A 26767-nucleotide genomic window follows, 5' to 3' on the forward strand; every position below is an offset into this window, starting at 1 on the left:
TATACAATGAGTGAGCAAAACTCGCACGTGGTATGCCCACATTGCCAAGCCACCAATCGCGTACCCGCTGCCAAGTTGGCGGCTGATCCAAACTGCGGTAAGTGTGGTCAGCCATTATTGACCGCTAGCCCGCATGAGCTAAACGGACAAAGTATTAATAAAGTTATTCAAAAAAATGAGCTATTGACTGTCGTAGACTTTTGGGCGAGCTGGTGTCAGCCTTGTATTATGATGGCACCGGAGTTCAAAGCCGCTGCTGGTCAGCTGCCGCAAGTAGTGTTTGCCAAAATCCAAACGGATAAATATGAGCAGGCGGCAGCGCCCTATAATATCCGTAGTCTACCGACGATGGTGGCCTTCAAAAACGGTAAAGAAGTGGCGCGTCAATCAGGGGCGCTTCCTAGCAATCAAATTGTCCAGTGGATAAGAAGCCTAAATTCTTAAGCATTGCTTGAGTTTTTACTCATAATGATTGGACACAAAAAAGCCAATACGCTATCAATGTATTGGCTTTTTTAATGCTGAAACAGTGGTATCTGCATACTATCAAAACGATAGCGAATAAGCATCAAGTGATTTTATTCACCATAAATCTTAACACCATTGACGAAGCTACAACGCTGAATACGGGCCGATTGGACAATCGCATCACGCTCACCATAAAGCCGTGATAGTTTGGCATCGCGGGCTTTGGTATTGTTGCTTTTGCCCACACCAAAACTGATATTCGGTGAGATGCCCCAGCGTCCTGCTGAAACTCCAACACCGACGCCTGACGCGGATAAGGTTGATTGCTCATTACGCGCGGCATCAACGTAACGATTGACGCGGGTGTACTCTTGGCTCAGTGCTTGGCAGTCATAGCTCTGATACGTACTTGGCGGCACATATTGCGGCGTGATATTACCAGTAGAGGCGCAGCCTGAGAGAGCCAACATACCGGCTGATGCCAAGAGTGTCGCTATAGTAAGGTTTTTCATAATGGCTCCATAGGGCTAAGTAATGATAGGTGCAGTTGCTAAACTTTTAAGTCAAATAATCGTAATTGCTTTGCTAGGGCGTGTCTTCAATTTATCGATAGTCATCTAAATGGGCTAAATCTTGCCAAACATCGTCAAATAGCTGGTTAATATCTCGATATTATCTACGCTGTTTTTCTTGTTTGACGGCAATTTATCTCATTTTTATCACCATTTTTGCAATGAAGACACGCCCTAATAATTATTCGCTTGCAAATGATCCTTTTTAATAACGAACATGCCTTAAACAAGCATGCAAGGCATTGTATTTATTTAAGATAGCAAAAATAACGGGATTAAGATATTAAAAATATACGCCTTAGTAGACGTTTATCTTGCAATCCCGCCATCACTTTATTCAAGCTCAGTCAGATATAGAGTGGCGATTAAAATAAATTATCAGGTTTGCTAAAGGCCAGTAATACAATGCCGATATAAGCCACGGCAGCGATAAGAATGCCTATTTTGGTTTGCCCCGGTGTCGCGTGAGGATGAAAAGCTTTGATACTGGCGCTAATAGCCGCTACGAGTAGGATTATTTTGGCAAATACCCATTGTACTGGCGCATTGGCATTCATCAGTTGCATCAGCATCACGGCGCCTGACACGATGAGCAACGCATAGAGGACATGGGTGGCTATTTTGAACACGCGTGGCGCTCGTCGATTGGCGCTTAATGCCAGATAGCTTTGGTATAAAAATAGCACAATCACCAATACTGCCATGAGCATATGTAAATGTTTCATCGAGTGTCATTTCCTTTAACGGGGCAATTTGCAAGTTTGTAAAAAAGCACGCGATGTCAGCTGTTTAAGTGGCAAGCACATCGTGAGCAACGTGTTTCTAATAATTGTTATTTAACTTAAAAATTGGCTACAGCTTACCTAGCTTTTATTTTGTCCGGCACATAGCGGGCTATCAGGACTTTGACCTTGCCATTCGGTTGGCGTATAAGCATGAATCGCCAAGGCATGTACTTGACCACCCTGTGAGGTCAATAAGGCGTTAACCAAGCCATATATGAGCTGATGACGCGCGACCAAACGTTTGCCTTCAAAGGCATCGCTCACAATAGTCAGTTTAAAATGGCTCTCTTTACCCTCGAAATAACCTGCATGATTCATCGATTCATTGATTAATTCGATATGCTGCGGTTGTAAGCCCTGTAGCTCCTGATGGAGCGCGTCGGCAGTCGGTGAGTGGGTACTCATAAGAATCCTTTATTTTGTGAAGCTTAGCAGTCTTTGAAGCAATATTTGAGACCGTATGATGACCATTATAGCAGACGCTGATAACTGTACAGAAAGCTATTAGACGGACCATAACACAGCCAATCGCTTTAAACTAATGCCGCCATTAAGTTGTCAGTCAAAAACCTAAAAAAGCAGAGTACAACCCATGGGCTGTACTCTGCTTTTGGTAAGCTATCAACCTCTATATAAGACATTGACAGCTGATAACTGACAGCCGATAACTACTAGCCAAAATAGCTATTAACGACGTGACTTTTGGTACAGTGGCATCACTTTAGGCATCAATGCTTGCAGTTGGCTAATGCGATTGCTACTGTTTGGGTGAGTGCTTAAGAATTGTGGTGGCTCGCCTTGACTGGCGCGCTGCATTTTTTGCCACAAGCTGATAGCTGCTTGCGGATTGTAGCCTGCACGTGCCATTAGCTCAAGACCGATTTGATCCGCTTCCGCTTCTTGGGTACGACTGTGTGGACGACTCAAACCTAAATCCCCAGCGACGTTTGCTAGCTCAGCCTGACCTTGTGATAGCCCAAAGATACTCGCTGCGACGCCGATACCCGTCTGAGTAGCATACTCGCGTGACAGACGCTCACGTGAGTGCTCACGCAGGGCATGAGACATCTCATGACCCATAATCGCGGCAATCTCATCATCCGTCAGGTTTAGACGATCGATAATACCTGAGTAAAACATGATTTTACCGCCCGGCATGACAAAGGCGTTCAGCTCATTGGATTTAATGGTATGTACTTCCCATTTCCAATTAGCCGCATCAGGACGATATACACCCACTTGACCGATCAGACGGTTAGAGATGCTTTTTAAGCGATTGAGCTGCGCTTTATTGGTATCGAGCACGCCGCGCTTACTGGCCTCTTGCAAGTTTTTATTATAGCTTTGCGCTGATAGTTGCTGTACTTGTTCACTAGAGACCAAAAGTAGCTGTTGACGATCAACGCCGACAGCACCAGTAGTGGTAGTGCTGGTACAGCCAGTCAAAGTAAGTGCCGACAATGACGCGGCCATCACGGTGGTGGTAAGTATTTTTTTCATAATAAACATCCTCGCTGTAAATGATAAAAAGTAAAGTTAAACAAAGTTAGTAGTAGCGGAGTAGTCCGGTAACAGCAGAGCGGATAGAAGGGCAGTTTATTATTAAAGTTTTACTACCGTCTACCAATCTACTTGATCAGTGAAATTTTACCCGAATGACAATAAGCCATAAGTATAATAATGTTAACAACCTAAAACCAAGGCAGAAAAAGTAACAATACAGCGTATGATTGTAAGTGGCAGTAATAAAGCGGTATTGATCAAATGAAATAGGTATCGACAAGAATGACGTCACTTTTATTCATTTTTCATCCTTTCATCTTTTTTCGTAAGACTATATAACAGCGGGTTGATAATGACTTGTTAATAGTCAGATTCGTGGCAGATAAAAAAACAAAGAGAAATAGTGGTTATTTTGCTATTATTTTATTAAATAATTTTAACAGTTCTGATGGCTGGATTGATTGTAAAATCAAACGTTTATGATAAGCGTGCATACAAATACAACCAAAAAACGCTGAGACTGGATAGAAATGTGAAAAAAGTGATTGACACACACAGAATATTTGCTAAAATAGCCAGCCTATCGAGACGTAGTAGTTAACAAGTTGTTAGCAACATTACGCTTTGATATTAAGCGGGAATAGCTCAGTGGTAGAGCATAACCTTGCCAAGGTTGGGGTCGAGAGTTCGAATCTCTTTTCCCGCTCCAAATATGGCTCGTTTAGAGCACTAAAGCCTCACTTCACAGTGAGGCTTTTTTTATGGGTAAAATTTGAGAGTGCTGTTAGGAGATGTTGAGCACTAAAGTTATTCCAGACCCTAATATCGATACATCACGCACTACTGATTGTTTTTTCATAAAAAAAGCCGAGCAATTCGCTCAGCTTATCTTTAGAATCCAAACCTCAAACTGCTTACTTTTTCATAGACCATGCTACAGTTTTATTGCCGATCCAATTGACCCAACTGACGGGGAAAAAGCGTAACTGCAGTCTAATTAAATTTGCCATGACACCTGGCACCACGAGGAACTCCCGTTTTTCTACGCCTTTTAGCATGGATTTGACCGCATCTTCAATTTTGAGCTCGCCTGCCAGCTTTTTCATACCGACGCCAGCTTCTGCCATGACACCGACTTCGGCTTGCGTGAGTGGTGTGTCTATCGGCGGCGGCGCAAAAACGGTGATGTCGATACCGAGTGGTTTCCATTCAAAGCTGATTGACTGCATCATGCCCCAGATAGCAAATTTGGAGGCGCTGTAAGAGCTGTAACCGTAGCTACCAGTAAACGATGCCATCGAGGCAGTCACCATCACTTGCTTGCCACGTGATAAGAACGGACGTATCGCAGCTAAGACGTTGCGCGTGCCAAATAGATTGATAGTCATGACACGCTCGAATTGCTCTTGGCTCATGTCATCAAACGTCCAAGGACCTGTAATGCCCACAAAATGCATCAAGATATCTGGCGCTAGTATGTCAGCGGCAGTGGTCATTTGCTTGGTAGTCATCTCTGCATCGGTGACATCGAGCTTATAAGTTGCAATCGAGGCATCGTTTTTATTCATGGCTTGCAAAGCAGATACCGCTTCATCAAGCGACTGTACGTCGAACAATACTAGATTGGAACCTTTCTGGATTAGCTGCTTGGCGGTCTCAAAGCCGATGCCTGAAGCGGCACCAGTGATATAGACCGTTTTATTCGTAAAATAACCCATTAAGCGCTTTCCTTCTGTAACGAGCTACTTCTTAAAGCCTCTGCCTGTAAGGTGCCGAACTTGGCTTCACCAATCAAATGGCTGACTTTATGACCGGGGATAAGCCAATAGGGAGTTGCTTCACTGCTTGAGGCACAGTTAGGAAAGTCGGGGTTTTTCGACGGACCCGCAATGGTTTTTTCGACGACCATAGAGATATATTGCTCATTACTGCCTTCTAAGGTGTTACCGTTTAAGATGACTTCCATACCAGTGCTTTTGGCATAATCACGGATAGCATTGACCTTTGAGTTCATAGGTGCATAAGCGTCTGCGCCGACGCCGTTTTCTGAGGTCACGCGTATGCCGTCTGGTACGCGCGCGACCAATGAATGGTTGCCTTCGGTATGACCGGGAGTATGCACTAGCGCCAAGCCTTCGCCCAGCTGAATGCTGCCAGTAAATTTAATGACTTTGGCAGGATCAACGCCGTCGATACCATTAGGGCAATACCACTCCGCCTGCACGGGCAGTAGGGCTGTGGCGCTAAGCCATTCTTTTTCGTGTACCAATAGCTTGGCATTGGGAAAGTAAGCGGGTCGGTCGGTCGTATCAGCCGTCGTGCCTAGCCATTGACGGACGTCTTGAGTATGCAAGTGATCGTAGCTGATGTAGTCAATATCTTCTGGGGCGAGACCCACTTCTGCTAGTGCCTGTGTGACGTCACGAGTGATGGGGGCGACCATGTTTTCGAGCGGTGACCAATTCGGCATCTTATTCGTTAGGCGTTTAAAAAAAGGCGTCTCACGGTCAGCATCGATGTCAGATGGCGAAAATAGCAAGGTCTTTAATTCGCCCAAAAAGTTACGGAACTGCACGATGAACAGACGATTGAGGATGTGAAGGTAGGGGAATTTATAAGTACTCTGCGTATAGACGCCACTGTAGGCATACCAAGTGGGATAGGGGACTCTAACCATGTCCGCACTTTGGTAAAACTGAACGCAAGGCTCATCAATAAAGCGCTCTCTAAATGCCAATGCTTGCTTGCGGGCGGCATTGAGCCGCTCTTGTGGTAATGGACTTTGACGAATATCATCAAATTCCTGAATGGCTTTCATGCCGATTGATGTTAAATCCATAATGCATCTCCTTATGACCAATGGATAGGTTTCTGAAGATTATAGTAGCAACATTATTTTGTTCTTGATAGCAGTATTTAGAATACTGCTAGGTTTACCAAGTTTTATCAAGTAGGTTAATAAGGCATATTAAATAGCTCTATTGAGCGTATCAAAATTCATCCCAATAAGGGTTATCACCAAAACGTTCTGCAATAAATTCAATTAGATAGCGGCAGCGCTGTGATAAAAAGCGGTTCTTTGGGTAAACGGCATAGGCATGGAGTGTGGGTAATTTATATTGCTTGAGAATAGGTACTAGCTCACCTTTGGCCAATCTTTTATAAGCGATAAAAGTTGGGATAAAAACGATGCCGTGGCCTTTTACCGCCAAATCAACTAAGAACTCACCATTAGTCGCTTTGATCTTGGCATTAATAGTATGGTTATGTTTTTTTCCTGTCGCATCAGTCAGCTCGAGATTGCTGGTTTTACTAAGACCATACTGCAAAAACTCGTGTTCTTGTAGCTCTTCTAGTGTCTCAGGCATACCCATCTTTTCTAAATACTCAGGGCTGGCGCAGAGTGCATAACGAATCAGCGCCATACGCTTTGCTTGATAACTGGAGTCTTGTAGCTCCCTAATACGAATGGCCAACTCATATCCTTCTTCAATCAAGTCAACGTGTCGATCAGAAAAGTCTAATTCAAAGTTCAGGTTAGGATGCTGGTCGGCGTATTCTGCGATGACATCATTTAAGTGCATCAGTCCAAATGACAAGGGCGCGGTCATTTTTAGCGTACCTTCAATACGCGTGGGGGCACCACTGGTTTGCTCATTGAGCGCATCCACCTCACTCAAGATATTGTTCACTTGCTGATAATATTGCTCACCAGCCTGCGTTAAGTTGGATTGGCGCGTGGTTCGGCTGATTAATTGGCTACCCAAACGTGTTTCCAAATCCTTTAAACGACGGCTGACGGCAGACTTGGCAATGTTTAGCTGTTCTGCAGCTTTAGTGATACTACCTGCTTCGACGATGCGTACAAACATCGCCATATCCTCTAGCTGTCCCATTATTGATGCCTCACAATTGTTATCAAAATCAGAACTCATATTTGTGATTATTGCCGTTTATCTAGGTTCAGTCAATATATACAATGGCGCTATTACTTAGTCAAACACTAACAAACACTTTACTGGAGAATACTTATGAACAATTTACAGAATCTTAGCGCACCAATTGGTCGCCTATTTTTATCGATGATTTTTATCTTTTCAGGCTTTGGTAAAATCTCAGGTTATGCAGCGACGCAAGGTTATATGGATTCGATGGGTGTGCCTGGTATGCTATTACCGCTAGTCATTGCGCTTGAATTGCTAGGTGGTATCGCTATTCTAATCGGCTTCAAAGCTCGTTTGTTTGCTGTCTTAATTGCAGGTTTCAGTATTTTATCAGCGTTTATGTTCCACCAATTTTGGTTGGATGAGTCACAAATGAATCCATTCATGAAAAACATTGCGATGGCTGGTGGTTTCCTAATGATATTTGCTCATGGTCCGGGGGCTTATTCAATTGATAATAGCCATACTCGCAAAACCTCAGTATAGTCATTGAAATTTCATCACAAAAAGGAGTCGCTATGAGCGCAGCAACGACCATTGCCTTAGTCATCGGTAGTTTGCGAGAAGAGTCGATTAACCGCAAGTTTGCAGAATATATTGTGTCGCAGTTACCAGAAAGTGTCACGGTAAATGAAGTCAATATTGCAGACTTGCCCCTTTATAATCAAGACTATGATGGCACAACGATTGAAAGCTATGAGCGGGTGCGTCAGCAAATTAAAGATGCTGATGCCGTGTTGATGGTGACACCCGAGCACAACCGTACGATGCCAGCAGCGCTGAAAAATGTGATAGATATCGGTTCACGTCCGTATGGTAGTAGCGTCTGGACTGACAAAAAAGTCGCTGTGGTCACGGCTTCTCCAGGTACTTATGGTGGTAGAAGTAGTGGCCTTGATGTGCGCAAGAGTATGCAGATGCTATCCGCAAAAATGATGATTAGCCCTGAAGTTTACTTGAGTCATGCTACTGACAGCCTTGATGAAGGTGGTGTCAGCAGTGAGCGCACGCAGAAGTTTTTGCAAAAATTTTCTAGTGAGCTAGCCAAATTTGCAGAAAACAGCGGTGTCTAATTCAGTACCTGACATCAGCGCCTCTAAGCATAGCGCGCACGGCAATAATCAACCAGCGCCGTTAAGTTTTTGGCAGCGTTATCAAGCGCCTGTTTTATTAACGCTGGTTGGCGGTGCTATTGATACGATTGGTTTTATCACCTTGTTCGGCTTTTTTACGGCCCATGTCACAGGTAACTTGGTGATGGCTGGTAGTGGATTGGTCAACGGTGAAGATGGACTTTGGATCAAGCTTGCAGCTTTACCGTTGTTTATTTTGACGGTGATGGTAACCAAGATATTTATCGATAAAAGTCATAAACCACAGTTGATGTTGAGCCATTTGTTTTTGGCAGAGGCGCTTTTCTTAACTGCATTTATGGTAGCCGGTCTATATTTCCAGCCTTTTACAGATGCTGGTGATATCACGGTTGCCATAACTGGCGGTTTAGGCTTGATTGCTTTGGCCATTCGCAATACAGCCAGTAAAACGGTGATCAAACATATGAGTCCGACGGTATTGATGACCGGCAACACCACACAGCTTGGTATCAATCTGACGGATTATTTGCGTAATCGAACGCCTGACAATGCTAAAAAATTGGTTAATAGCTCAGCGTTGGTATTGAGCTTTTTGCTGGGGGCGCTAGTGGGCGCGCTGTTATATCTCAAGTTGAGCTTTTGGGCCGTTGGCTTGTTCGTGCTACCCGTATTATATTTATCGGTTATGGCACGTGATAAAGACTTTTTAAGTCATATTGGTTAAGTGTTTTTACGCTATTCACAGTCGATCGCTGTTGGACTAACTATTTTGAAGCCTATACCGTGCTAGCAGTATTGAAACTGTAAAAACAAAAAACGCCTTATCTAGCAGATAGGGCGTTTTTTGTTTTTAAGTTATAGTCAGTGAAAAGCAATATCGATATATCAGCAATACCGTCGCGCTTTTAAGATATTTTAACTATATATGGATTTCAGCATAGTAAACACTTAAGGCGTTGCGTTATGGAACACAGAGTTGTCTTGGTACTCTGGATGTTTATCAATATAAGCTTTTACATAAGGGCAAGTTGGTTTGACTCGTAGGTGCTTAGCCGCGGCATCGTCTAGGATAGTCTTGACTAAATAGCCTGCAATACCACGTCCGCCAAGCGCTTCTGGCACTTCAGTATGTTTATAATCAATGCCTTTTTCGCCTTGACTGGTAGTAAAAAACTCATAGTCTTCAAAGGCGATATGACCATCCACGTCAATTTCAAAACGTTGTTGTTCAGTGTTATCGACCACTTCATAATCCAATGGTTGCTTGGTTGACATACTTAAACTCCTTTGTATAGTAACGCTTACTTTTTTAGTGCTTTATTAATGTTTTTGATTATCACTATTCAACAGACCCTAACGTTTCTGAGTCGATCTCAATCATAGTAACAGTTAAAAATACTGTCTCTGTTATGATTATATTACCTTATCTAAACCGCTTTATTGTTCTCTGAATTAGAATAGTCATTTGCGATTATCTTGGTTTATCTATCCTTAGACAACAATTATAATAGCTCCACTGTTTAAATACATTCACTAATAATAAATTTATAAACCTATTGATAACCAAGGATAACTTATGAAAACTATCTATCATGCAGCAGATTCTCGTGGCGACGCTAACCACGGTTGGTTAAAAAGCCGTCACACCTTTAGCTTCGCTAACTATCACAATCCAGAACGTATGGGCTTTGGTGCCTTGCGTGTGATTAACGATGACTTCGTTATCGGTGGTCAAGGCTTTGGCAAACACTCACACCGCGATATGGAAATTATCAGTATTCCATTGTCTGGCAAGCTTGGTCATGGTGACAACATCGGCAACAATGGCATCATTGAAACAGGTGAAATCCAAGTGATGTCGGCCGGTACTGGTATCACTCATAGTGAGATGAATGGCGATGACAAAGAAGACGTAAAATTCTTACAAATTTGGGTTATCCCAAACAAAATGAATGGTGAGCCTCGTTATCAGCAAGTACGCATGGATGAAATCATGCAGCCTAATGAGTTTAATCAAGTGCTATCACCAAATGCTGACGATGCGGGTGTCTGGATTCATCAGAATGCTTGGTTCAGCATGGGTGACTTTGATAAAAACGTGACGCAGACTTATGAGCTAAAAGACCCAAACAATGGCGTTTATATCTTTGTCATTAGCGGTAAAGTCGTCGTAAATGACAACACTTTGAATACTCGTGATGGTCTCGGTATCTGGGATACTAAGAACTTCACAATGGACGTCATCGATGACGCTAAAGTCCTATTGATGGAAGTACCTATGTAATTTTAGGCAACTTAGGTGGTTTCAGGTCGCCCTGAGTCTAGCTAAAAAAAACTAACAAGATAGTTATCGGAGTCGGTAGCTATCTGTTAATAAAGTCTAAAAGCCAGATGCTAGCAGCGAACATCTAATAGTCAGAACTGAGAGACAAATGCATCCCCTATCACATAATAAGAGGTGACTCATGACAATTAAAAAGTTTGAACCACGCATTGCTGATGTCGGTGGTATACCGATTGCGCGCTTATTGCCGAACAAAGGCAAAAAACCTATCGGCGCTTGGTGCTTTTTGGATCATGCTGGTCCTGCCGAATTTGGTGAGGACGAGTCAGGCATGCAAGTCGGTAGACATCCGCATACCAATTTGCAGACCTTTAGTTGGATGATTGAGGGCGAGGTTTTACATAAAGACAGCTTGGGTAACGAGCAAGTCATCTCCAAAAACCAAGTCAATGTCATGACCGCAGGTACAGGTCTTAATCAAGGTATCAGCCACACCGAGCAGAGCGTGTTTCCTGACACTGGTGGCTCAGCAGATGCCGCCCGTGGTATCAGCATGGTACAGCTGTGGATTGCGCTACCGACAGATCAGCAAATCGAGCGCAATTTCCATCATTATCCAGAGCTGCCAATGTGGAGCGAAGATAACGTTGATATGATTCTCACCACGGGCAGTTATACCAGTGTAACTGGCAAGCACTATGAAGCGCCTACCATACAGTATTCAAAACTGATCGGTATCGATGTCAACTTCACGCAAGATGGTGACGTGACGCTCAACTTAGAGCCAGGCTTTGAGTACGGTATCTTAGTCTTAGAAGGCGAGATTGAGTCTGAGGGCGAGATTTGCGGGCAAGATGAGCTATTCCGCTTCCACGATACTGACGTTGCAAATAACAAAAGCATCAGACTGGTTGCGAAAAAAGGCACTCGGGTGATGTTCATCGGTGGTGAACCATTGAACAACCAAGTACTCCTGTGGTGGAACTTCGTTGCCGACAATAAAGCAGAGATCGAACAATCCATCATCGAGTGGAACAATGGTCACGAACGTTTCGGTAATGTCGACTCTGATATGAAGCGTCTACCGGCACCAGAACTACCAGAAGGTTTTAAAGGTTGAATTATGTAATAAAACTTCTATAATACTATTCACTATTAAGTTTTTTTACAAAAAAGAAGTATGGATTTAATCCGTTTTTTCTTATAATAAAGCAGATTGGATTGGGGGATGATTATTTACTAACGCTCGTTAATATGAATGCGACAATGTTAGTTAGTAATCACACCCATCTAACCTTTATGTTATTGGTCTCAATCAATTTATATAAACATCATGGAGAATGTCTATGTCAGATTTACAGAAATTACACGAACTTGCTGAAAAGCGTCGTTCTATCTATGCGTTAAACGATCAGCTACCAGTCGAAAAAGAAGAAGTGGTTAAACTGGTTGAGCATGCGATTTTGCATACTCCTTCTTCTTTCAACTCGCAATCAACACGTATCGTTGTGTTGTTTGGTGATGATCATCAAAAACTTTGGGATTTAACTGAAGCAGCTTTACGTGATATCGTAAGCGCTGAACAAGACTTTGCCCCAACCAAGCAAAAAATTGGTGGTTTTAAAGCTGGTGCCGGTACGATTTTGTTTTTTGAAGATCAAACGTCAGTGAGAAATTTACAAGAAGCTGCACCACTTTATGCTGATAAATTCCCTGTATGGGCCGAGCATACCAATGCCATGCATCAGTATGTGATATGGACAGCACTTGCTAGCATCGATGTTGGTGCTAACTTGCAGCATTATAATCCAGTCATCGATAATAAAGTAGCGAGCACTTGGAACATTAATGACCATTGGGATCTGACTGCACAAATGGTCTTTGGCGGCATCGAGCAGCCAGCAGGCGACAAAGAATTTATGCCTGTTGAAGAGCGCATGAAAGTATTTGGTTAAGCCATTGTATTTATCTACAATGTAGATAAATACGAATAAAAAAGCGCCACTCAGCTATCTGTTGAGTGGCGCTTTTTTTTATAAAAACTATCAATGAGCTGTTCTAGTTAGTAGCTGCTTATAAATGATTGATAACGACTATAGTCAGTGAAAAGTAAGATTGATATATCAGTAATACCATCGAGTTTTTAGGATGTTTTAACTATAACGAGTGTCTAGTCATGCGGGCTTGTACTGATAGTAATCCGCTTAGTAAGCCACTATTTACGTCGCATGAGACTGTTAGCGACCCACGCTGGACCAATTAATAAAAACTGTAAATCTTCAAAAAACGAAGGTTTTTTGCCTTCGATTTTATGGCCGATAAACTGGCCAATCCAAGCAACGATAAAGACAGCTGCCCAAACTTTAAAGCCTAAAGGTAATAGCGTCATCACTGATAAGCAAATAAGAATAAATATACCCATTGCCAAAAATAAAGGCGTCGAGAGTTGCATATAAAACAGCAGCACCAAGGCGCTAAGCACCAAAGTAAACCAGACTGAAAATGACATGCCCATTCCTAACAGACTGACGAAAATAGTCGGGACACAGAGCCAATGGATTTTTTTGTTCACTAGATTTTGATGACTGACAGAATACTCGCTCAGCCATTGCTCAAGGGTACGTTTAGACATCTTTTTTTGATGAGTGCGAGACATACTAACCTCCGTGTTAGTAAATGGATGACTGGTAGTCGTTCAATGAATGAATCTAACGACGACTACCAGTTGTAGCACTAATTTGCACAATCTGCCATTTTATCTGGTAAACCGCACAGTTAAACTGCTTATATTATCGAGTGTAAGATAATCCATTTTATGCTAATAGTGTTGCTCGCTGCGATACCATTCATAAAGACCAACGAAAGAGTTGACTTGGTAGATGATGGTTTGAATGGCAAAGATATAGTTGCCTGACATGAGGTTCACAATCAGCCAAACAAAATTAACGATAATCCATAGCCACCAGCTAAAAGAATAACGCAGAATCATTGCGGCTTGTGCAGTAATAGACAATACAAAAGCAATGACATTAATCCAAAAGAAGGAGATAAAGCCTAAGAATAGACTGTTATCATCTTCTACGACTGCATATCCGTAACTAGCCAGTAAATCATTGACGGTGGGGAAGAGTACCAAACCGATAACAATAAATGCGGCGGTAATTAACCAAACCGCTTTGCTAGCAGATTTTGGGATCATGTCGCCATCAGGGTCAGTGTGCTTTGACCAATAAAAGATACCGTATACATGGGTAAAGAAGTTAAATAATGGTGCTAACATTAGGCCGACTGCCCCCGAAGTCGCTTGTACTACGACTTCGCCAGCGGTTGCGCCCATACCAAAACCATTGCCCATGACGTTTTTTCGGAACGACAGCGATACCACACAGATCAAACCGATAAATGAAACCGCCAAATAAAACCAATCAAGGGTGCGATGTTCGGTAGTGAGCCAAAACCCTGCTGATAAGGCAATAACACCGCAAATAAACCACGTTATGATCCATTGTAGCGCCCATTTCCCAGTAATATTGTCTAATAGCTGAATGCGCATAACTGTTTTTTCCTAAAATAAATATGGCTATCAACAAGGTGCTGATAAAAGACGCTAGGGCACGCCCTAACAGCCGCAATGTTATTATAAATTCATGAATTTTGGGTATATTTTATTACTCTATGGTTTTTTACCATAAATATGCTGATCGATATATAGCAATGCTTGCTGGTAGCGCGCATCGTAATCAGGCTGATCAACCATGTACGGCTTAATATCATGACGGGCAAAAATATCGACGAGGCGCTGCTCAAAGCGTCCACGCGCCTCAGGCGTGCCTAATGAGCGCATGCCATCGTCCACCCACGGCGTATTATTATCTAGCATAATCGTATGATCTAAACGAAACTCATCGATACAGGCAGCGACAAAAGGATGGCGGCGACCTTCGTACTCTTCACAAAATGCTTGAGTGGTCACAAAGTCGGTATCGACGATGGTGACAGGGGCCGTGGCCTCAGCCGCTGCTTCTCGTATTGCCTGCGCATGGTTGAGGGCAATAGGGCCATAATCGCTATACTGTAGCCCAATCTCGCTGCCGCCCAAATCTGTACCGACATACAGCCTTCCCATCTCAAGCGCAAAGCTGGCACCATAATAATTGGCTAATTTGTGCACCAGTGTGGTCTTACCTGAGCTTTCGCCACCAACGATAGCAACGGTCTTGGTATAGTCGCCACGTGCTTGTGGATGAAGCGCTGACCAGTGCGCCACGGGATTGCGAGCGATAGCATAAGAGTCAAACTCAGGCTGTAGCGAGGTAGTAACGACTGGCATCTGCAGTTGCTCTTGGATGCCGCTTTGCGCCAATGGATGGTTATCCGCCACGAATAATACCGTCTTTTCCGGTAGTGCTAATGCCTCTGCCAAACGTTGCAACTTGGCATTACTAACAGCGACATCAATATGAACATCAGCGACATGCTCGTGCAGTGGTAGCTCAATTTGATCAGTGGTATGAATATGAATAAATGCTAAGTCAGCGCAGGCCATCTGTAGCCAACGCGCTTTGTCCTGTAAGGTAATGGTAAAGTCTGGATGCGGTGATGGATGCGCCATGATGACGATATGCAAGGTCTTCGCTTGTCCTGCTGCTTCCAATATACTGCGCATCTGCCCCAAGTGTAGAGGCTCAAAATGCCCAATCATTAAACCCGTCTCGTACATAGCTGTCCTTATATATGTCTTATTTTGATTTTGTTATATTTTACTGCTTATCTAATATGGGTCTGATGCGGCTTTGTTAATTTATCAGCATGGTATAAAGGTTTGAACATAGTTACAGGTAGGTTATTGTAAACAGCCGTTTTATGCTTAGAAAAATACCATAAATCTACCAAATTTATCCTGCATGATTTAATGTTTTTCTGCTTTTATGGTTATGTTTACAATATGTCATAATTGATTGGAATATCAAAAGGTTAGAGTCGCTGTAGTAAAGCCGTAAGGTTATAGAAATAAACCTCACTCTGAAACATTTTGAAATATCTATTTAAAATCAGGGGTTTACGAGGCCTAATGACAGATTAGGGCAAGTTTAAGTAGCATAAACTCACAAAGTACGTCTACATACTCAACAGATAATATTTTAAACATTGCTATAATTATTCATAAGTTGAGAACGCTAAGCATTTTTGAGAATAAGTGTTTTTAAGAAAATAAGTTTTTTTAACAATAAGTTCTCATATGAAACTAAAAATAAGTAAAAGATAAACTATATCAGAGAGGTATTTGATTTGGCTAAGTTAGCAAAATTACATCGCTCACAGAATAATCGCATGATAGCCGGTGTGATGGGCGGCATTGCAGAATATGTCGGCTGGTCACCTACTTGGGTCAGGTTGTTATTCGTCATTGTTTCTTCATTGAGTGCAGCTGTACCCGGTATTTTGATATACATTATCCTATGGATAATTATACCAAAAGCCTCTAGCGAGTCGTACCAGTAATAGGTCTTTAACAAAGCAATCGTAAAATCATCAATGTAAATGTAATCAGTAATAGCGTTAAGAACAAAAAGGTTAATATCAAAGCTAGAGCCCATTAAAAACAAAAAGCCTGACCAATCAGGATACCAAAGACATACTTTTCCTCCTGCCCAAATGTTCACGCATTTGGGTATTTTTTTGCCATTTAAGGTTGGCTTCATCACCTCGTTAGTGATGTTTTTATTGCTCGATGAGCAAATATAGTGAGTGAAAAGTAATATCGATATATCAGCAATACTGTCACGTTTTTAGTATATTTTGACTAGATGCAATATTTCTAGGTTGTTTCTTCAGTTGCCTGATAAATTTAGTTAATGTAAATATGGATAAAATAGTCATTTTTTAGTAAGGTGAGCAGGCGAATAGAGTCGTTGCCGAATAGGCTATACGAGTACTATCAATATTTTATTTCATAATACAAACTCCACAGTGGCTTTATGACGATGCCCCAAACTATGACAACTCAAAATATGACAACTGAAGCGAAAAACTCTCAACCGATGACTTTTCAAGATTTAATCCTAACCCTACAGAATTATTGGGCCGACAAGGGCTGTGTAATATTACAGCCTTATGATATGGAAGTCGGTGCGGGTACTTTTCACACTGCGACGTTTTTGCGCTCCTTAGGTCCTGAGCGTTGGAATGCTGCCTATGTACAGCCATCTCGCCGTCCTACGGATGGGCGCTATGGTGACAATCCAAATCGCTTGCAGCATTATTATCAATTTCAAGTAGTGCTCAAGCCGAATCCACCTAATATTCAAGAGCTATATTTGGACTCACTAAGAGCCATTGGTATCGATCCGTTGGTACATGATGTGCGTTTCGTCGAAGACAACTGGGAGTCGCCTACGCTAGGTGCGTGGGGACTTGGTTGGGAGATTTGGCTTAACGGTATGGAAGTGACCCAGTTTACCTACTTCCAGCAAGTGGGCGGCATTGAGTGTTTCCCAGTGACTGGCGAAATCACTTATGGTCTTGAACGCTTGGCGATGTATGTGCAAGGCGTTGATAGCGTTTACGATTTGGTTTGGGCAGATGGTGAATTTGGTCGTGTGACTTATGGCGATGTTTTTCATCAAAATGAAGTGGAACAGTCTACCTATAACTTTGAGCACGCTGATGTGCCAATGATGGGTCAGATGTTTGACTTTTATGAGCAGCAAGCAGATAAATTGGTTGCTGAAGGGTTGCCATTACCTGCCTATGAAATGGTATTAAAAGCATCACATGCTTTTAATTTACTGGATGCACGCGGTGCAATTTCGGTGACCGAACGTCAGCGCTTTATTCTGCGTGTACGTACATTGGCGCGTAAAGTTGCCATTGGTTATGTGGAAGCGCGTGCCAAGCTGGGCTTCCCATTAGCCGATGAGGCGCATCGTCAAGCGGCGCTCGATAAGTATTTGCCCAAAGAAGACGCTGCAACTGAAAGTGCAGAAAACAATCAAGCTACTGACAACAACCAAACTACTAATAAATAGGAGCATCCCATGAGTACTATTCTATTTGAACTGGGGTGTGAAGAGCTACCTCCAAAAAGCCTAAAACCTTTACGTGATGCGCTACAAGCCAGTGTCACCGAGCAGTTAAATGAAGCTGAAATTGGCTTCGATAATATTAAAGCCTTTGCCGCGCCGCGTCGTTTGGCGCTTCAAATTGAGGGTATCAGCGACAAGCAACCGGATCGTAGCGAGCAAAAACGTGGTCCAGCGATTAAAGCCGCATTTGATGCTGATGGCAATCCAACGCGTGCGGCGATGGGTTTTGCTAAAGGCTTGGGTATTGAGGCCAGTGAGCTGATAACAATCAACACCGATAAAGGTGATTATGTCGGTTATGAGCAAACCATTCAGGGTCAAGCAACGACTGAATTGCTGCCATCCATTTTTCAGACGGCGCTGGATAATCTACCCATTGCTAAGCGTATGCGTTCAGGCGCGAGCCGCGATGAATTCGTGCGTCCCGTACAATGGGCGGTATTGATGCAGGATAGCACTGTCATTGATGCGACCATCCAAGGGCATCAGACCGGCACGCAAACCCGTGGTCATCGCTTCCACAGTCCTGATTATCACGATATTGGTCATGCCAATGACTATGAAGAATTACTAAGTGGTTTAAAAGTAGTTGCTGATTTTGATAAGCGTCAAATGCTCATCAAAAACCAAGTCAAAGCCTTGGCTGATGAAGTCAATTCTGATGCTATTGTGCCGCAAGACTTGTTAGATGAAGTGACTGCCTTGGTTGATTTTCCGATTGCCTTACGAGCAAGCTTTGAAGCACGCTTTTTACAAGTACCGCAAGAAGCGCTTATCTCGACCATGCAAGCGGATCAAAAGTATTTTTGCTTAACGGATAAAACAGGCAAACTACAACCGTACTTTATTTTTATTACTAATATTGAGTCAAAAGACCCCAATCAAATTATTGAAGGTAATGAGAAAGTCGTGCGTCCACGCTTGGCCGATGCAGAATTTTTCTTCTTACAAGATCAAAAGCAGCCACTATTTGCGCTGACAGAGAGCCTGAAAAATCGTGTATTCCAAGACAAATTGGGTACGATTTGGGAAAAATCTGAGCGCATTGCCAAGCTTGCTGCATTTATCGCCGCCTTGATGCAACAACAGGGTCGCGATATTAGTATCGATGAAACGGTACGTGCAGGTATTTTGTCCAAAGCCGATTTGGCAAGCTCATTGGTTGGGGAATATCCCGAATTGCAAGGTATCGCCGGTACCTATTATGCGCGTTTGAATGATGAGCATGAAGCGGTCGCCGCAAGTTTAGAAGAGCAATATCTGCCCAAGTTCAGTGGTGATGTATTACCACAGACGCCCATTGGTATTTGCTTAGCACTAGCCGACCGTTTAGATACGCTCGTCGGTATTTTTGCCATTGACCAAGCACCGACGGGCTCAAAAGATCCGTTTAGCTTACGTCGCTCAGCGATTGGTATCTTGCGTATTTTGATTGAAAAGCAGTTACCGATTAATTTGGTAGCGCTCGTTGAGCAGGCGATTAAAGGTTATAGCACGAGCGATGGCAGAAAGATTGCCAAGATGGGCGATACCTTTACCCAAGTCATGGCGTTTCTAAATTCGCGTTATCGGGCGATGTATACCGAGCAAGGCGTTAGTGTCGATACCATTCAGGCAGTGCAAGCGATTAATCCGCATATGCCGCTTGATTTTGATCAGCGTATTCGGGCGGTACAAGCGTTTAGCGCATTACCACAAGCGTCGATGTTGGCTGATTCAAACAAACGTGTCGCCAATATTTTAGCCAAATCAGAAGTAAGTGTCGCCGACAATGTTGATGAAGCGTTATTGTCCGAGCCTGCCGAGCAAGCTTTGTACACGAGTGTGCTGCAAGCACAAACGGTAGTCACGCCAATGCTGGAGCAGGCTGACTATACGCAAGTATTGCAAACGCTCGTTAGTCTAGATGAGCCGTTGACGCAGTTCTTTGCTGATGTCATGGTCAATAGTGAAGATGCGGCGCTAAAGAACAATCGCTTGGCATTGCTTAAGCAAGTTCGTGCATTGTTCCTAACCGTCGCTGATATTAGTGAGCTGCAGCTATAGTTTGAAGACAATCTGAGTATCTATTCGTTCAGTATCTTCCGTATCTATGCGCTCAGCCTGCAGCGTTAAGTTTATAAAGTCTTAATCCATACTCTAAGGAGCAATGCTGTGTTCGCTGCTATTATGATGATAATTATTATCTGGATTGTGATGTGGGGCTTTTATAAGTTTATGTACCCGCGTGCGCCTAGAAGCATGATGCCAAAAGATGGTGATGTGACCACACCGCGTCACTGCGATTTTTGTGGTAACAGCTTGGCTGAATATCGCGGCGTCTTAGAAACTAAGCCGAACTTGGTGGCAAGTAGCGACAGTGCCAGTCATTTAAGTGACAGTCATTTAAGTGACAGTAATTCAAGTGACAGCAATCCGCAAGTTAATAAAGAACTGTTCTTTTGCAACTACGAGCATCAAGCGGACTTTCATGCTGGCAAGGTTTATAGCTCTGCAGATTAACGCAGTGTTTACTGGTTATCGTCAAAAAATAAGCGCTTAGCTGTCATCAGCTAAGCGCTTGTCTTTTTAGAATGCTAATTTAATATCAGTACAAACTTACAAGATAGAGTGTGCATCTTTCATGATTTTATTGAGCAATGCTTCAGACTGTTTATCTCCTTGAATACGATCTTCATCGCTTCTTTGATAAGTATGAATTTTCTCGTATAAATTTAAGCAGCACAGTACTAGCAAGCTCTCTTGGCTTAGGCTTGGCGCATCGCGTTTTAGGTCGAGCGCATAATTATTGATATAAGAGACGGCTGAGTGTAGCTCTTCTTGCTCGTGTACTGGGCAATAGATGGGATAGGTCACCCCAGCAATCGCAATATCTACTTTTTTGATTTGTGGCTCAGGAGTGCTGTTTGTTTTAGGCGCAGGTTTAGCAGCGCCGCTCTGTGGAGCTGAAGTATTTGGCGCGATTCTTTGGGATTTAAGCCCATTGGTTGGTAGTTGGTTATTTTGTGATGGATTGTTTGGCGCTTGCTTGTTTAAAGGGTTGGTCTGGTCATCAGTCATGATAAATCCTACAATATGTGTCATTAAAGTGAGTAATATAAGAGATTATAAGTGTGAGTCTAGTGGCTTAATTAACGCTGTATTTTTAATAATGAAGGTACTTGATAACTAAAGCACTTAATAACTAAAGCACTTGATAGCTAAGACAGTTGATAATAAAGGCACTTAGTCAACGTGGCTTTTATCGATAATAAAGTTATTTAAGCAAAAAGACTTAAGCCAAACTCACCACTGACTATCTCGTGCCGCTATGTATCAACCTTCTGCTTGATCGATACGGGTTAAGCGTTTTAACACCACTTGCGTCCGTTCAGCGGCCAACTGATTCTTCTTTTGTAAGTCGCTGTTTTGCTGTTTGATATCGCTGTACTGCTGCTTTAATTCATTATTATGCTGTAGCAGCTCGCTGTTTTCTTGTTGTAATTGGCTGATTTGCTTTTGCAGTTTATCTTGCTCTTCACCGATCATATGATGGGCCTCTGCCAGATTTTGATAGCGCTTATCGAGATCGTTCAGCTGTTTTTTGGCACCGTCACGTTCTGTATAACTGCTATCCAGCTTGCTCTGCAGTGCGGTAAGTTCTTTGGGATCGGTAACAGGGTGTTGTTTGAGGCTGCTAAGTTCAGCACTGACAAGCTGATACTGTTTTTTGATGTCGAGTATCATTTTTTCTAATATTCTAAGTTGATCATACATAGTCAGTTTTTATCCTTAACAAGTAAGCGTGAATGAATTTTGTTCTCTGCGTTTAATAATGCCATAGGTGACCGCATAATATCTATATCAACAAAGTAATTGTATGCCGCTTTGTTTCGTAACTTCTATCAGCCGCCGCTTTATTAATGATAGTGCGCGGCATCTGTTTCTATTTAACACTACTAATCAATTACTAGGACATCTATTATGAATGATAATATCTCTGGCTGGAATACATGGCTGGCCGCGTTTGACGATTGGACTGACGTGTCTATCAGTGAGGTACACGGCTTAATGACGGGACTGATGACCGCTTGCGATGCACCTGATGAAAAGGTATGGGCCAAGGTGTTTGAGGAGCTGAGTTTTGCGCCATTGCCTGATGAAGCACTAACCTTGTTGACTGAAGAAGCAGAGGACACCGTGTTTCAGTTAAAAGACAAAGACGACGCTTATTCGTATACGCCGCTGGTACCAGATGATGAACATGACTTGTACGAGCGCGTGATGGCACTGAAACAGTGGGCGAATGGCTTTATGACGGGTTTTGGTATTACTGACTGCCGTCTGAGTGGCGAAGAAAACGAGATGCTATCGGATTTGGCTAAAATCGGCGGGATTCGTTTAGAAGATGACGAAGACTTTGAAGGTGGTGAAGAGTCTTATCTGCATATCTATGAGTTTGCGCGTATGGTACCAGTGAGCTTTGCCACCCGCCAGCGTAAGCCTGTCAAAGATATTGCGCTGATTTCGGGACTGGCTATCGATGCCAAAACCACCAAAGAGCTACAAGCTGAAGGTAAGGCTTCTAATACTAAGCCAAAACCAATGCCGCCAGTCGTTGATATTATGAATCAAAATCATCCATCATAAGTGATGTGATTGGCAATACAAATGATGTGTTGCGGTAAAAGAATAAAGAGGAGTCTGAGATGATAACTGACCATGATATGCAGCATTTGCGTCGCTGTGTGGCGCTTGCAGCCGAAGCGCTAGAAGCGGGTGATAAACCTTTTGGTAGCGTATTGGTCGATAGTGATGGTCAGGTATTACGCGAAGATCGTAACCGTGCTAATTCGGTCGACGCGACTTATCATCCTGAAATTGCTGTTGCACAATGGGCCGCGCAAAACATGACAGCGGATGCGCGTGCCAAAGCCGTGGTTTATACCTCAGGTGAGCATTGTGCCATGTGCTCGGCGGCTCATGCATGGGCAGGTCTTGGTCGTATCGTCTACGTTAGCTCCTCAAAGCAGTTAGGAAAATGGATGGAGGAGATGGGCGTGACCTCAACATCGCCCATCAACTCATTGAGTATTCAAGAAATTACGCCAAACGTACCAGTAGAAGGTCCGATTGCAGGCTTGGATGAAGAAGTCAAAGCGTTACAGCGTCGCTCATTGCAAAGAGGGTAGCTCTTTTATTTTATACCGTAATAAGGATGTTTTATGACTATAAAGAACAGCATCGATAATAATAGCACTGATAATAACAGACAAACCTTGGCAACTACTGCTTATCCCACCCAAAGTATTGATTGGCTAACGCGCTTAATTGGCTTTGATACCGTCAGTCGGTATTCAAACTTAGCATTAATTGAAGATGTGCAAGCTTACTATGAGCAATTGGGCTTAACAGTAGACTTGACCTTTAATGAAGCCAAAAATAAAGCCAATCTGTTCGTTACTGTGCCAGCAGGGGCAAACGCTGACGAAGTCAATCACGGTCTCGTGCTATCTGGTCATACTGATGTCGTGCCAGTCGATGGGCAAGAATGGACGTCCGAGCCGTTCACCGCGACGATACGTGGCGACAAGCTATACGGACGCGGCGCTTGTGATATGAAAGGCTTCATCGCCTGTGCATTAACTTTATTGCCACAAGCGGTAAAACTATCTAAAAATGGTCAGCTACGTCGTCCATTACATTTGGCTTTATCATTTGATGAAGAAGTAGGCTGTTTGGGTGCACCATTAATATTGGCAGATTTAAAAGCACGGGGTATCACCCCTGATTATTGTATCGTTGGCGAGCCGACCAAGATGACGATGGTGGTGGCACATAAAGGCATCGCGGTTTATCGTTGCCGTGTGCATGGCAAGTCTGCGCATTCGTCATTGACTGCACAGGGCGTCAACGCTATCAGCTATGCCAGTCGTTTGATCGGTTATGTTGATACCTTAGCGGAAGAGATCAGTCATCGTAGTGATAATGATGCACTGTTTGATGTGCCTTATTCGACACTGTCTGTAGGCACAATAAAAGGTGGCACGGCGACCAATATTGTCCCCAATCTATGCGAGTTTACCTTTGACTATCGCAATCTGCCGCACATGACCCAAGACGATATCCTTGCGCCGATTCAGGCGAAGGTTACAGAGCTCAGCGCACAAATGCAAGCACGCGCGCCGGAGACGGGTATTGAGCTGATGCAAGAAGAAAGCGTACCAGCAATGACCGATAGCGACAGCGCTGAGCTACAAGCGTTAATAGCAGCACTGACAGGAGACGACCAACGTCATAAAGTGGCTTATGCGACTGAGGGTGGTCAGTTTACCAATAGTGGTATCCCAACGATCATCTGTGGTCCTGGTAGTATTGAGCAGGCGCACAAAGCTGATGAATACGTTGAACTGAGTGAAATTGCGCGTTGTGATGGGTTTTTACAGAAGTTATTAGACAGCTGCACAGTCAACTGATGGATTAAATCAGAAACAGCTTTTTTCTATTATCAGTAAGTCGCGAGCTAGCATAAAATACACCGTCTTTATGGCGGTGTTTATTTTTTTAATTTTTTCGCGTATTTAATTTATTCTAAATAAAAGAGTAGGGGTTGGTCGATGTCTTGGCATCTGTTTGCGGTATTTTTTGCAAGTACGTTTTTTATCTCGGCGACCCCTGGTCCCAACATGCTCTTAGCGTTTCAATATGGTATGAACTACGGCGTGAAGCGGACGCTATGGACGCTGGCAGGGTTAAGCCTCGGTTTGTTCATTCTGCTACTTTCTACGTTGCTTGGATTGGATGTGATCAGTCGCCAATCACCTTGGTTGCTGACAGTGATTAAAGCAGCAGGCGCAGCATATCTAATCTACTTGGGTATCAGCTCTTGGCGTGATGCAGGCGAGGGCAGCTTGATGAATGATGCTCGTGAAATGAGCGAAGAAGTGGCGGCTGACTATCCTGATACGATTGAGTCTGTTAATGATAAAAATACGCCGCAGCCACGCTCCCTTTCTAGTGCAGCGGTCAAAGTATCGCCAAGTAATAGCACCTTATTTCGTACCGGTATTTGGGTATCATTGTCCAATCCCAAAGCTATTCTATTCTTTGCCGCTTTTTTCCCCAAATTTATTAATTTTAGCGCGCCGCTGTGGCCGCAGTATATTATGCTGACTTGTGGGCTATTTTTGAGCGAGACGATTTGGCAACTTATTTATACCATTGGTGGTAAGAAGCTGGCGGGCTGGCTGGATGTTGGCGAGCGTTTGGCATGGCTAAATCGCGGCTGCGGGGTGATATTTATTTTAATTGCCGCGGCGTTATTGGCTGAAGTGTTGAATAGTTTTATGGGTTAAAGGTCTTTGTCAGCAATTTAGCAAGTCTTGTGCTTATATACTACAGCTCCTTATTAAAAATTGATAATTAGAGATGTTTTATATAGAGAGTGTCTCTGAAAAGCTAAAACTGCAATACAGTTTTTACGCTTCGCAATGTTTATAGAACCAACCTATAGGGATTCATCCAAAGAAAGTATCTATCCCAAGTCTATGGGTTACGTTTCATCGGTATTGACCACATGAGCTTGAAAAAATAACTCATTCTAAGGCTAATACTCTATGTATAATCGTAAAATAAAATTAGCATTGAGTGGTATATCGATAAATGTCCAGTTATTATAAGTTGTTCTTTGACTTAGATTAATAAATGGAAAAAACCATGAATGATAATCCTGATGCTAACCAACCATTCAACTTAGAGACGCCGCTAGAATTTGAGATGCAAGAAGAGTTAAAGAATAAAAATCTTTGCAAAGTACGCACAGTGACTACATTTATCAATTTAGATTTGGATATGACAACATGGCATGCTGTGTTGGAAGATGCTATTAAGCACTGTGAAAAAATAGTCGCAGGTTTAGGCAATGAAGGCTATACCGTACAATCAATACGTATAGTAACCAACCCGTTTGGTGAGTATCTAGATACTTCAAAGGTGTTAACTGCTGCCACTGGATTGGCTACCATCACTGATATTTTAGCGACGCTCAATAAAGGTAAAAATGGTCTACGGGTTCGCTTTGCAATAGGAGAGGCTAAGACAGCACAAGAAATTAGCATTTTGCCCGAGCTTATCGCTCAATATGGCGATTTGTGCAATGCTTGTGTGAATGTCACCGCTAATGATATCGGTATCTTAGATAATGCATTGATTGAGCAATGTGCGAGCGCGGTACAAAATATTGCTAAACTCACACCTAGAGGGGAAGGTAATTTCAACTTTACGGTAAATTTTAACTGTGATGAATTTATTCCTTACTTTCCAGCGAGCTATCATAGCGGTGAGGTGAATAAAGGCTTCGTTATTGGTCTTGAAACGCCTGATTTATTGGTAAAAACTTTGCAGCAGGTACGTAAGCAATCCAGCTTTGATTCTGCTAGTTATCAGCAACGTCAGCGCATTGCCTTTGATGCTTTGAGCGTAGCATTACAGTATCATATCGATAATGTCGATAGCTGCGTGAAACGACTTAACGCAGCCTCAGGGTGGAATTATCTAGGTATGGACACTTCACCCGCACCTTCTAAAGATTGTCATTCAATGGTTAAGGTTTACAAACTGCTTGGCGTTCCCTATTTTGGCGCTTCGGGTACGGTTGAAATATCGGCTTTATTAACGAAAGTTTTTAAATCTATTACAGGTATCGATATTATTGGGTTTTCAGGATTGATGTTGGCAGTCACTGAGGATAAAGGATTGGCGCAAGCCACTATCGATAATGAGTTTGACATACCTATGTTATTAACCAATAGCGCTGTCTGCGGCATTGGTCTTGATACAGTTCCTATTCCGGGGCATACACCTATCGATAAACTATGTGCCTTGATGCGAGATACGGGCACTATGGCTTATCGATTAAACAAACCTTTGACGGTCAGAGTATTTCCGATACTAGAGCTTAAGGCTGGTGATATGACTCAATTTCAGAGTAGCGACTTATGTAATTGCGCTGTATTAGCTGTGCCTTGAATTTAAGCACTAGTATTTATGATTTG

Annotated in this window: 29 protein-coding genes and 1 tRNA gene; 17 read left to right on the forward strand and 13 right to left on the reverse strand. The window is 43.0% G+C overall.

What is annotated here, in order from left to right; genetic code table 11:
* The first annotated feature begins 6 nt into the window (after positions 1-6).
* Positions 7-444 carry a thioredoxin gene (gene trxA, locus W293_RS0110365; protein WP_025652364.1) on the forward strand — a complete coding sequence of 146 codons (438 nt, stop codon included), beginning with the start codon at positions 7-9 and terminating at the stop codon, positions 442-444.
* Between the two features lie 134 nt (positions 445-578).
* Here trxA and W293_RS0110370 read toward each other — a convergent pair whose 3' ends face one another.
* From W293_RS0110370 to W293_RS0110385, 4 genes are all read right to left on the reverse strand, one after another.
* Positions 579-980 carry a hypothetical protein gene (locus tag W293_RS0110370; RefSeq protein WP_025652365.1) on the reverse strand — a complete coding sequence of 134 codons (402 nt, stop codon included), beginning with the start codon at positions 978-980 and terminating at the stop codon, positions 579-581.
* A 425-nt stretch (positions 981-1405) separates the two neighbouring features.
* The gene (locus W293_RS0110375) at positions 1406-1765 is read right to left on the reverse strand and encodes a SirB2 family protein (RefSeq protein WP_025652366.1); all 360 of its coding nucleotides are present in this window, start codon (positions 1763-1765) and stop codon (positions 1406-1408) included.
* 138 nt (positions 1766-1903) lie between these two features.
* On the reverse strand, positions 1904-2230 hold the full coding sequence (locus tag W293_RS0110380) for a BolA family protein (protein ID WP_025652367.1): 327 nt from the start codon (positions 2228-2230) through the stop codon (positions 1904-1906).
* A 282-nt stretch (positions 2231-2512) separates the two neighbouring features.
* Positions 2513-3325, reverse strand: a complete 813-nt coding sequence (locus W293_RS0110385) for a M48 family metallopeptidase (RefSeq protein ID WP_025652368.1) — start codon at positions 3323-3325, stop codon at positions 2513-2515.
* Between the two features lie 637 nt (positions 3326-3962).
* On the opposite strand from W293_RS0110385, the gene W293_RS0110390 reads away from it, so the two are divergent.
* A tRNA-Gly gene (locus W293_RS0110390) sits at positions 3963-4037 on the forward strand.
* 205 nt (positions 4038-4242) lie between these two features.
* On the opposite strand, the gene W293_RS0110395 is transcribed toward W293_RS0110390, so the two are convergent.
* The 3 genes from W293_RS0110395 to W293_RS0110405 form a co-directional block, all read right to left on the reverse strand.
* A complete protein-coding gene (locus tag W293_RS0110395; protein WP_025652369.1) occupies positions 4243-5046 on the reverse strand; it encodes an SDR family NAD(P)-dependent oxidoreductase in 804 nt (267 codons plus the stop codon).
* The gene (locus tag W293_RS0110400) at positions 5046-6167 is read right to left on the reverse strand and encodes a hypothetical protein (RefSeq protein ID WP_025652370.1); all 1122 of its coding nucleotides are present in this window, start codon (positions 6165-6167) and stop codon (positions 5046-5048) included. The genes W293_RS0110395 and W293_RS0110400 overlap by 1 nt, the downstream gene beginning before the upstream one ends.
* Positions 6168-6318: 151 nt before the next feature.
* A complete protein-coding gene (locus W293_RS0110405) occupies positions 6319-7224 on the reverse strand; it encodes a LysR family transcriptional regulator (RefSeq protein WP_025652371.1) in 906 nt (301 codons plus the stop codon).
* A gap of 135 nt (positions 7225-7359) precedes the next feature.
* Here W293_RS0110405 and W293_RS0110410 point away from each other — a divergent pair, with 135 nt between their 5' ends.
* Genes W293_RS0110410 through W293_RS0110420 form a run of 3 tightly spaced genes read left to right on the forward strand, consistent with a single transcriptional unit; the run spans position 7360 to position 9090 of the window.
* Positions 7360-7758 (forward strand): DoxX family protein, encoded by a 399-nt coding sequence (locus W293_RS0110410; protein ID WP_025652372.1) that lies wholly within the window; start codon positions 7360-7362, stop codon positions 7756-7758.
* Positions 7759-7790: 32 nt separating this feature from the next.
* The gene (locus tag W293_RS0110415; protein WP_025652373.1) at positions 7791-8345 is read left to right on the forward strand and encodes an NADPH-dependent FMN reductase; all 555 of its coding nucleotides are present in this window, start codon (positions 7791-7793) and stop codon (positions 8343-8345) included.
* A 13-nt stretch (positions 8346-8358) separates the two neighbouring features.
* Positions 8359-9090, forward strand: coding sequence for a YoaK family protein (locus W293_RS0110420; RefSeq protein WP_025652374.1), 732 nt, complete (start codon positions 8359-8361; stop codon positions 9088-9090).
* Positions 9091-9314: 224 nt separating this feature from the next.
* On the opposite strand, the gene W293_RS0110425 is transcribed toward W293_RS0110420, so the two are convergent.
* Positions 9315-9641: a GNAT family N-acetyltransferase gene (locus W293_RS0110425; protein WP_025652375.1), complete on the reverse strand. Its 327-nt coding sequence runs from the start codon at positions 9639-9641 to the stop codon at positions 9315-9317.
* A gap of 301 nt (positions 9642-9942) precedes the next feature.
* On the opposite strand from W293_RS0110425, the gene W293_RS0110430 reads away from it, so the two are divergent.
* The 3 genes from W293_RS0110430 to W293_RS0110440 all read left to right on the forward strand — a co-directional run bounded on the left by W293_RS0110430 (position 9943) and on the right by W293_RS0110440 (position 12605).
* Positions 9943-10650, forward strand: coding sequence for a pirin family protein (locus W293_RS0110430; protein ID WP_025652376.1), 708 nt, complete (start codon positions 9943-9945; stop codon positions 10648-10650).
* Positions 10651-10831: 181 nt separating this feature from the next.
* On the forward strand, positions 10832-11770 hold the full coding sequence (locus tag W293_RS0110435; RefSeq protein WP_025652377.1) for a pirin family protein: 939 nt from the start codon (positions 10832-10834) through the stop codon (positions 11768-11770).
* A 226-nt stretch (positions 11771-11996) separates the two neighbouring features.
* The gene (locus W293_RS0110440) at positions 11997-12605 is read left to right on the forward strand and encodes a nitroreductase family protein (protein WP_025652378.1); all 609 of its coding nucleotides are present in this window, start codon (positions 11997-11999) and stop codon (positions 12603-12605) included.
* Between the two features lie 260 nt (positions 12606-12865).
* Here W293_RS0110440 and W293_RS0110445 read toward each other — a convergent pair whose 3' ends face one another.
* The 3 genes from W293_RS0110445 to nadR form a co-directional block, all read right to left on the reverse strand.
* Positions 12866-13306: a DUF962 domain-containing protein gene (locus W293_RS0110445; RefSeq protein ID WP_025652379.1), complete on the reverse strand. Its 441-nt coding sequence runs from the start codon at positions 13304-13306 to the stop codon at positions 12866-12868.
* Between the two features lie 162 nt (positions 13307-13468).
* On the reverse strand, positions 13469-14203 hold the full coding sequence (gene pnuC / locus W293_RS0110450; RefSeq protein ID WP_025652380.1) for a nicotinamide riboside transporter PnuC: 735 nt from the start codon (positions 14201-14203) through the stop codon (positions 13469-13471).
* A 120-nt stretch (positions 14204-14323) separates the two neighbouring features.
* Entirely contained in the window at positions 14324-15370 is a 1047-nt protein-coding gene (nadR, locus tag W293_RS0110455) for a multifunctional transcriptional regulator/nicotinamide-nucleotide adenylyltransferase/ribosylnicotinamide kinase NadR (RefSeq protein ID WP_025652381.1), read from the reverse strand.
* 569 nt (positions 15371-15939) lie between these two features.
* On the opposite strand from nadR, the gene W293_RS17030 reads away from it, so the two are divergent.
* The 4 genes from W293_RS17030 (at position 15940) to W293_RS0110475 (ending at position 20237) form a co-directional block, all read left to right on the forward strand.
* The gene (locus W293_RS17030; protein WP_084212311.1) at positions 15940-16152 is read left to right on the forward strand and encodes a PspC domain-containing protein; all 213 of its coding nucleotides are present in this window, start codon (positions 15940-15942) and stop codon (positions 16150-16152) included.
* Between the two features lie 539 nt (positions 16153-16691).
* On the forward strand, positions 16692-17678 hold the full coding sequence (gene glyQ / locus W293_RS0110465) for a glycine--tRNA ligase subunit alpha (protein ID WP_025652383.1): 987 nt from the start codon (positions 16692-16694) through the stop codon (positions 17676-17678).
* A gap of 9 nt (positions 17679-17687) precedes the next feature.
* A complete protein-coding gene (glyS, locus tag W293_RS0110470; protein ID WP_025652384.1) occupies positions 17688-19781 on the forward strand; it encodes a glycine--tRNA ligase subunit beta in 2094 nt (697 codons plus the stop codon).
* 150 nt (positions 19782-19931) lie between these two features.
* On the forward strand, positions 19932-20237 hold the full coding sequence (locus tag W293_RS0110475) for a hypothetical protein (protein WP_051395100.1): 306 nt from the start codon (positions 19932-19934) through the stop codon (positions 20235-20237).
* Positions 20238-20333: 96 nt separating this feature from the next.
* On the opposite strand, the gene W293_RS0110480 is transcribed toward W293_RS0110475, so the two are convergent.
* Together W293_RS0110480 and W293_RS0110485 are read right to left on the reverse strand one after the other, a co-directional pair.
* Positions 20334-20795: a cell division protein ZapA gene (locus tag W293_RS0110480; protein WP_025652386.1), complete on the reverse strand. Its 462-nt coding sequence runs from the start codon at positions 20793-20795 to the stop codon at positions 20334-20336.
* A gap of 255 nt (positions 20796-21050) precedes the next feature.
* The gene (locus W293_RS0110485; RefSeq protein ID WP_025652387.1) at positions 21051-21491 is read right to left on the reverse strand and encodes a hypothetical protein; all 441 of its coding nucleotides are present in this window, start codon (positions 21489-21491) and stop codon (positions 21051-21053) included.
* A gap of 207 nt (positions 21492-21698) precedes the next feature.
* On the opposite strand from W293_RS0110485, the gene W293_RS0110490 reads away from it, so the two are divergent.
* The 5 genes from W293_RS0110490 (at position 21699) to W293_RS0110510 (ending at position 26741) form a co-directional block, all read left to right on the forward strand.
* Positions 21699-22364 (forward strand): UPF0149 family protein, encoded by a 666-nt coding sequence (locus W293_RS0110490; RefSeq protein ID WP_025652388.1) that lies wholly within the window; start codon positions 21699-21701, stop codon positions 22362-22364.
* A 59-nt stretch (positions 22365-22423) separates the two neighbouring features.
* Positions 22424-22906: a nucleoside deaminase gene (locus W293_RS0110495; RefSeq protein WP_025652389.1), complete on the forward strand. Its 483-nt coding sequence runs from the start codon at positions 22424-22426 to the stop codon at positions 22904-22906.
* A 33-nt stretch (positions 22907-22939) separates the two neighbouring features.
* Positions 22940-24190, forward strand: coding sequence for an acetylornithine deacetylase (gene argE, locus W293_RS0110500; protein WP_025652390.1), 1251 nt, complete (start codon positions 22940-22942; stop codon positions 24188-24190).
* Positions 24191-24331: 141 nt separating this feature from the next.
* Positions 24332-25069 (forward strand): LysE family translocator, encoded by a 738-nt coding sequence (locus W293_RS0110505; protein WP_025652391.1) that lies wholly within the window; start codon positions 24332-24334, stop codon positions 25067-25069.
* Between the two features lie 361 nt (positions 25070-25430).
* The gene (locus W293_RS0110510; protein WP_084212312.1) at positions 25431-26741 is read left to right on the forward strand and encodes a DUF711 family protein; all 1311 of its coding nucleotides are present in this window, start codon (positions 25431-25433) and stop codon (positions 26739-26741) included.
* Positions 26742-26767: the final 26 nt, after the last annotated feature.

Origin of the sequence: Psychrobacter sp. TB67, assembly GCF_000511065.1 — a bacterium.
In the GTDB taxonomy this organism is placed as follows: Bacteria; Pseudomonadota; Gammaproteobacteria; order Pseudomonadales; family Moraxellaceae; genus Psychrobacter; species Psychrobacter okhotskensis.